At 70.9% G+C, this 5,057-nt stretch carries 4 protein-coding genes and 1 pseudogene; 4 read left to right on the plus strand and 1 reads right to left on the minus strand.

The window, feature by feature from the left end; all coding sequences use genetic code 11:
- Nucleotides 1-242, minus strand: a pseudogene (locus ACYVE9_RS15290) (bifunctional DNA primase/polymerase); the annotation flags it as partial.
- Between the two features lie 362 nt (nt 243-604).
- Between ACYVE9_RS15290 and nsdA the strand changes: the two are divergent.
- From nsdA to ACYVE9_RS15310, 4 genes are all read left to right on the plus strand, one after another.
- Entirely contained in the window at nt 605-2,128 is a 1,524-nt protein-coding gene (gene nsdA, locus ACYVE9_RS15295; protein ID WP_461028395.1) for a transcriptional repressor NsdA, read from the plus strand.
- Between the two features lie 276 nt (nt 2,129-2,404).
- Nucleotides 2,405-3,661 carry an ammonium transporter gene (locus ACYVE9_RS15300; protein WP_461028396.1) on the plus strand — a complete coding sequence of 419 codons (1,257 nt, stop codon included), beginning with the start codon at nt 2,405-2,407 and terminating at the stop codon, nt 3,659-3,661.
- The gene (locus tag ACYVE9_RS15305) at nt 3,658-3,996 is read left to right on the plus strand and encodes a P-II family nitrogen regulator (RefSeq protein ID WP_283992899.1); all 339 of its coding nucleotides are present in this window, start codon (nt 3,658-3,660) and stop codon (nt 3,994-3,996) included. Before ACYVE9_RS15300 ends, ACYVE9_RS15305 begins: the two co-directional genes overlap by 4 nt.
- A 22-nt stretch (nt 3,997-4,018) precedes the next feature.
- Nucleotides 4,019-5,057 (plus strand): [protein-PII] uridylyltransferase family protein (locus ACYVE9_RS15310; protein WP_461028397.1); only part of this gene is annotated, 1,039 nt, incomplete at its 3' end.

The following is a 5,057-nucleotide window of genomic DNA, read 5'->3' on the forward strand; positions in this document are numbered from 1 at the left end:
GCCGGCACCTCGACGGTGGCGTCCAGCGGGTGGGCGCCGGGGGAGGGGCAGGCCGGGCAACCGCACGAGCACCGCGTCGTCGTGCCGCGCACCGCCCGGGCGCCGGGCACCACGTCCCACCCCCACAGGCCGGTGTACTCCGCCACCGCGGTGCTCTCCGGTGCGCGGTGCTGACGCCGGGGGCGGCGTGTCGCCAGCCGCAGTTCCCGGAACTCCCGAATGCCGCCGATCGTGAAGCCCATGCTCCCTCCAACGGATTCCGTGCGCTGATGGTTACGACCCATTCACGCAGAGCTATGGCACGTGGGGGAAGCTCGCCGCGCCGCCGGGCCCGGCAGTGATCGGCGCCCCCCGGGGTGCGTTCAAAGCCGTGCGCCCCTGGTGCACTTCGCTGCATCCGATGTGATCGGGCTTACTCAAGTGAAGCGTGTGAGCTTGGGGTTAGGTTCATCAGAAGGGGTGGCGAATGGTGGCGTTTCTGAAATCGCCCTCGCCGTACCGGTGATCGTAGGATTACTTTCGGTTCACACAACGACCAGACAGCAGCGGTTTCACGGGTATGCCCCAGGCACAGCCCGGAGTGATGAGGAGCGGGGGCCATCCAGTGGGCGGCAACGGCGGCAGCGGCACCAGTGGTGCGTCGGCTGACAAGCGCCCGAACGAGCAGCTCGGCTCGTGGTTCGTGCGCAGCGGCTGGTCCAAGGGCGAGCTGGCCCGCCAGGTCAACCGCAGGGCGCGCCAGATGGGCGCGCACCACGTCAGCACCGACACCTCCAGGGTCCGCCGGTGGCTGGACGGCGAGCAGCCACGTGAGCCCATCCCGCGCATCATGTCCGAGCTGTTCTCCGAGCGGTTCGGTTGTGTGGTCGCCGTCGAGGACCTCGGGCTGCGTTCCGCCCGGCACGCCGCCGCGTCGTCCGGTGTGGACCTGCCGTGGGCGGGCCCCCAGACGGTCGCCCTCATCAACGAGTTCTCCCGCAGTGACCTGATGCTCGGACGCCGCGGCTACCTCGGCCCCTCCCTGGCGATGTCCGCCGGCCCGGCACTCATCGAACCCATGCAGCGCTGGCTGGTCCCCACCCCCGGCGGCCCGGGTGAACCCGGCGCGGAGGCCGCGCAACCGCCCGCGCAGTCCGGCGGCGGGCGCCGCGTCGCGAAACTCTCCGCCCCCGAACTGGACCTGCTCGAGCAGACCACCGTCATGTTCCGGCAGTGGGACGCCCAGTGCGGCGGCGGACTGCGGCGCAAGGCCGTCGTCGGCCAGCTCCACGAGGTGACGGACCTGCTCCAGGAGTCGCACCCGGAGCCGATCCGCAAACGGCTCTTCGGGGTGACGGCCCAACTCTCCGATCTGGCCGGGTGGATGAGCTATGACATCGGCATCCAGCCCACCGCCCAGAAGTACTTCGTGCTCGCGCTGCACGCCGCCAAGGAGGCCGGCGACCGGCCGTTCGGCTCCTTCGTGCTGTCGAACATGGCCCGGCAGATGATCCACCTCGGCCGCCCCGAGGACGCCCTCGAACTCGTCCACCTCGCCCAGTACGGCAGCCGTGACGGAGCCACCTCCCGTACCCAGGCCATGCTGTACGCGATGGAGGCCCGTGCGTACGCCAACATGGGGCTGCCCAAGCAGTGCCACCGGGCGGCCCGGATGGCCGACGCCGTCTACTCCGAGATCGACACGGCGGACCCGGACCCGGACTGGATCACCTTCTTCTCCAAGGGCGAACTGCACGCCGAGAACGCCCACTCCTACCGCGACCTCGCCTACGTGGCGGGACGCAGCCACACCTACGCCTCCCTCGCGCAGCCCGAGATGGAGAAGGCGTTGGCGCTGTTCGCCGAGGAGTGCGCCTCACCCGCGGGCGGCCACCACCGTTCGTATGCGCTCAACCTCGTCGGCATGGCCACCGTGCACCTGCTCCAGCGGGAGCCCGAGCAGTGCGCCGCCCGCACGGTGGACGCGATCGGGGTGGCCAAGCGCCTCCGGTCGGAGCGGGTGAACACCCGCATCCGCAAGACCGCGGCCAGCGCCGCACGTGACTTCGGCCAGGTCGCCGAGGTCGTGGAACTGAACGCGCGGCTGGTCGGCCAGCTGCCGGCCGCCGAGGCCGCGGCTGCGGGCTGACCGCCTCGCACCACCGCGGGCCCGAGGCCTCCGCACCACCGCGGGCCGAGGGCCCGCCGGCACCGCCTGCGACGGCGGGGAACAGCCCGGAGAGTAACCGGCACCCCCGCCCGCGGCCGTCGCTTCACCCGCACGTAACACACCGGACGTGTTCGTCACCACGCCGAAACAGCGGGGCGCATCGAAGGAAACCGGGCTTGGGGAGTGTGTGGCACATCCTGCCCCCCGCTACCCAAGAACCTGCCCGCACGGGTCGTGACTTCGAGGAGACGTCCATTGAACGGCGCGGATACCGCATTCGTCCTGATCAGCGCGGCACTGGTCATGTTGATGACGCCCGGCCTGGCCTTCTTCTACGGGGGCATGGTCCGGGTCAAGAGCGCACTGAACATGCTGATGATGTCCTTCATCGCACTCGGCGTGGTCAGCGTGCTCTGGGTGCTCTACGGCTACTCACTGGCGTTCAGCGGTGACAACGGTGGTGTCATCGGCAACCTGGACCTGGTGGGCCTGAAGGGCATCACCCCGGACTCGCTCACCGGAGAGGACGGCATTCCCGTCTTCGCCTTCGTACTGTTCCAGATGCTGTTCGCAGTGATCACTCCGGCACTGATGAGCGGCGCACTGGCCGACCGGGTCAAGTTCAGCGCCTGGACGCTGTTCATCGCCCTGTGGGTCAGCGTCGTGTACTTCCCCGTGGCGCACTGGGTGTGGGCCGAGGGCGGCTGGCTCTTCGACATGGGCGTGATCGACTTCGCCGGCGGCACCGCTGTGCACATCAACGCCGGTATCGGCGCCCTCGCCGCCGTGCTGGTGATCGGCAAGCGCATCGGCTTCAAGAAGGAGCCGATGCGCCCGCACAACCTGCCGCTGGTCCTGCTGGGCGCCGCGATGCTGTGGTTCGGCTGGTTCGGCTTCAACGCCGGCTCCGCGCTCGCCGCCGACGGCACCGCCGCCAACATGGCGCTCAACACGCAGGTGGCCACCGCGGCGGCGATCCTCGGCTGGCTCGTCTACGAGCGCGTCCGGCACGGCGCGTTCACCACGCTCGGCGCCGCCTCCGGTGCCATCGCCGGCCTGGTCGCCATCACCCCGGCCGGTGCGGACGTCAACGCCATGGGCGCGCTGGCCATCGGCGTGGTGGCCGGACTCGTCTGCTCCTGGGCGGTCAGCCTCAAGTTCAAGCTCAACTACGACGACTCGCTCGACGTGGTCGGCGTGCACCTCGTCGGCGGCCTGATCGGCACCCTGATGGTGGGCTTCCTCGCCACCGAGGGCGGCGGCCTCAGCCAGTTCGGCAAGCAGGCCGTGGGAGCCTTCTCCGTGATGGCCTTCACCTTCGTGGTCACCTGGCTCCTCGCCAAGCTCGTGGACATGACCATCGGGTTCCGGGCCAGTGAGGACGAGGAGACCGTCGGTGTCGACCAGGCCTTCCACGCCGAGAGCGCCTACGACTTCACCCAGGTCGGCGGTGGCACGCTGACCTCCTCCGCAACGGCACCGAGCAGCCCGAACAAGAAGGTTGACGCATGAAGCTGATCACGGCGGTCATCAAGCCGCACCGCCTCGACGAAGTGAAGGACGCCCTCCAGGCGTTCGGAGTGCACGGCCTGACCGTGACCGAAGCCAGCGGCTACGGCCGCCAGCGCGGCCACACCGAGGTCTACCGGGGCGCGGAGTACACCGTCGACCTGGTACCGAAGATCCGCGTGGAGGTCCTCGTCGAGGACGAGGACGCGGAACAGCTCATCGAGGTGGTCGTCAAGGCCGCCCGCACCGGCAAGATCGGCGACGGCAAGGTGTGGAGCGTTCCCGTCGACACCGCCGTCCGGGTGCGAACCGGCGAACGCGGCCCGGACGCGCTGTAACCACAGGAAAGTTGGGGACCGGATGACCACGGAGTCCACGGACACGGACACGAACGCGGACACGACCGGGCCGGTACCCAGCGGCTACGCGGCGGCCCGACTGCACCTCCTCAACCAGGAGGTGCGGTCCGGGCCGCCGCGCCGCGCCGAACTGGCCTCGCTGACCGACACCTGGCTGGCCGGCCTGCTCGGCCCGCAGAACGGCGGTGTCGCCCTGGTGGCCGTCGGCGGCTACGGACGCGGGGAACTCTCCCCGCGCAGCGACCTCGACCTGCTCCTGCTCCACGACGGGAGGCGACCCGCCGCGGAACTCGCCGCACTCGCCGACCGGGTGTGGTATCCGGTGTGGGACCTCGGCCTCGCCCTCGACCACTCGGTGCGCACCCCCGACGAGGCCCGCAAGACCGCGGCGGAGGACCTCAAGGCCCAGCTCGGCCTGCTCGACGCCCGGCACCTGGCCGGTGACGCCGGCCTCACCGCGCGGCTGCGCACCGAGCAACTCGCCCAGTGGCGGGCCAGGGCCCCCAAGCGCCTGCCCGAACTCCGGGAGATGTGCCGCGAACGCGCCGACCGGCAGGGGGAACTCCAGTACCTGCTGGAACCCGATCTCAAGGAAGCCGCTGGCGGACTCCGCGACGCGACCGCCCTGCGCGCGGTGGCCGCCTCCTGGCTCGCCGACGCGCCCCGCGAAGGTCTGGCGAACGCCCGCTCGGCGCTGCTCGACGTCCGGGACGCGCTGCACCTCAGCACCGGACGCGCCACCGACCGGCTGGCCCTCCAGGACCAGGACGACGTGGCCGCGGCCCTGGGGCTGCTGGACGCCGACACCCTGCTCCGCCAGGTGTACGAGGCGTCCCGGACCATCTCCTACGCCACCGACGTCACCTGGCGCGAAGTCGACCGGGTGCTGCGCGCCCGGTCCTCCCGGCCCAGGCTGCGCGGCCTGCTCGGCGGCCGGACCACCACCGGACCGCAACGCACCCCGCTCGCCGAGGGAGTCGTCGAGCAGGACGGCGAAGTGGTCCTCGCCCGCACCGCCCGCCCCGACCGCGACCCCGGCC

The organism is Streptomyces sparsus, from assembly GCF_054776295.1.

What these genes read in the sequence shown, in the direction of transcription:
- ACYVE9_RS15305 (WP_283992899.1), top strand. Translation starts at nt 3,658, where the DNA reads ATGAAGCTGATCACGGCGGTCATCAAGCCGCACCGCCTCGACGAAGTG.